Genomic DNA, 575 nt, shown 5'->3' with positions numbered 1-575 from the left:
TGGAGCACGATCGAACGCAGCGCTATACAAAAGTGTCACTTGCTGGTCATAGGTAAGCCGGTCCTCGTTAAAATCAATCCGATCATCCCAGTCACTCTGAATATCCAATCCATCGATGTTATTCATGTCATTTGAGTCATTCCGACGATTCCAGTCATTAAGTTCACCGTCAAAAATTTCAAAATACACGCCGTCGCCACGATCTTCATAAATCGTTATATCATCATCGTTCCACTCGGTTTTGACGATACGGTTGCCCTGAACGCTGTAACGATCGTCGTTATCAATGGCCTCATTTTCCCAGCGGCCATCGTCCCATTCCCGAATAGCTAAAACATGCCCATCGGTAATATCAAACTGGTAACGGTTGTCAGACATAAACTATCCCCTGTTAGAGATCACATGACACAAGATTGATTGGTCAGAAATTGCTGTTAACGGTTCTAATTCCCGTCGCTTGAAGCCATAGCAATAGTCCTTGATGCAAGCAGCACGATCTACATCCTCTAACTGAGTGGCTCATGTGCCAAGATATGACTCGAAACGTTCATGTAAGTGCCTATTCAAAATTAATC

The 575-nt window shown here is 43.8% G+C and carries 1 protein-coding gene; it reads right to left on the bottom strand.

Annotated features, from left to right (window positions below; all coding sequences use genetic code 11):
* Positions 1-378 (bottom strand): hypothetical protein (locus tag INT22_RS00630; RefSeq protein WP_226912303.1); only part of this gene is annotated, 378 nt, incomplete at its 3' end.
* Positions 379-575 lie beyond the last annotated feature (197 nt).

Source organism: Halomonas sp. 3D7M (assembly GCF_014897885.1).
Lineage (GTDB): Bacteria > Pseudomonadota > Gammaproteobacteria > Pseudomonadales > Halomonadaceae > Vreelandella.
The sequence above is the reverse complement of the archived record's forward strand: the minus strand, read 5'-3'. Positions and strand labels throughout refer to the sequence as shown.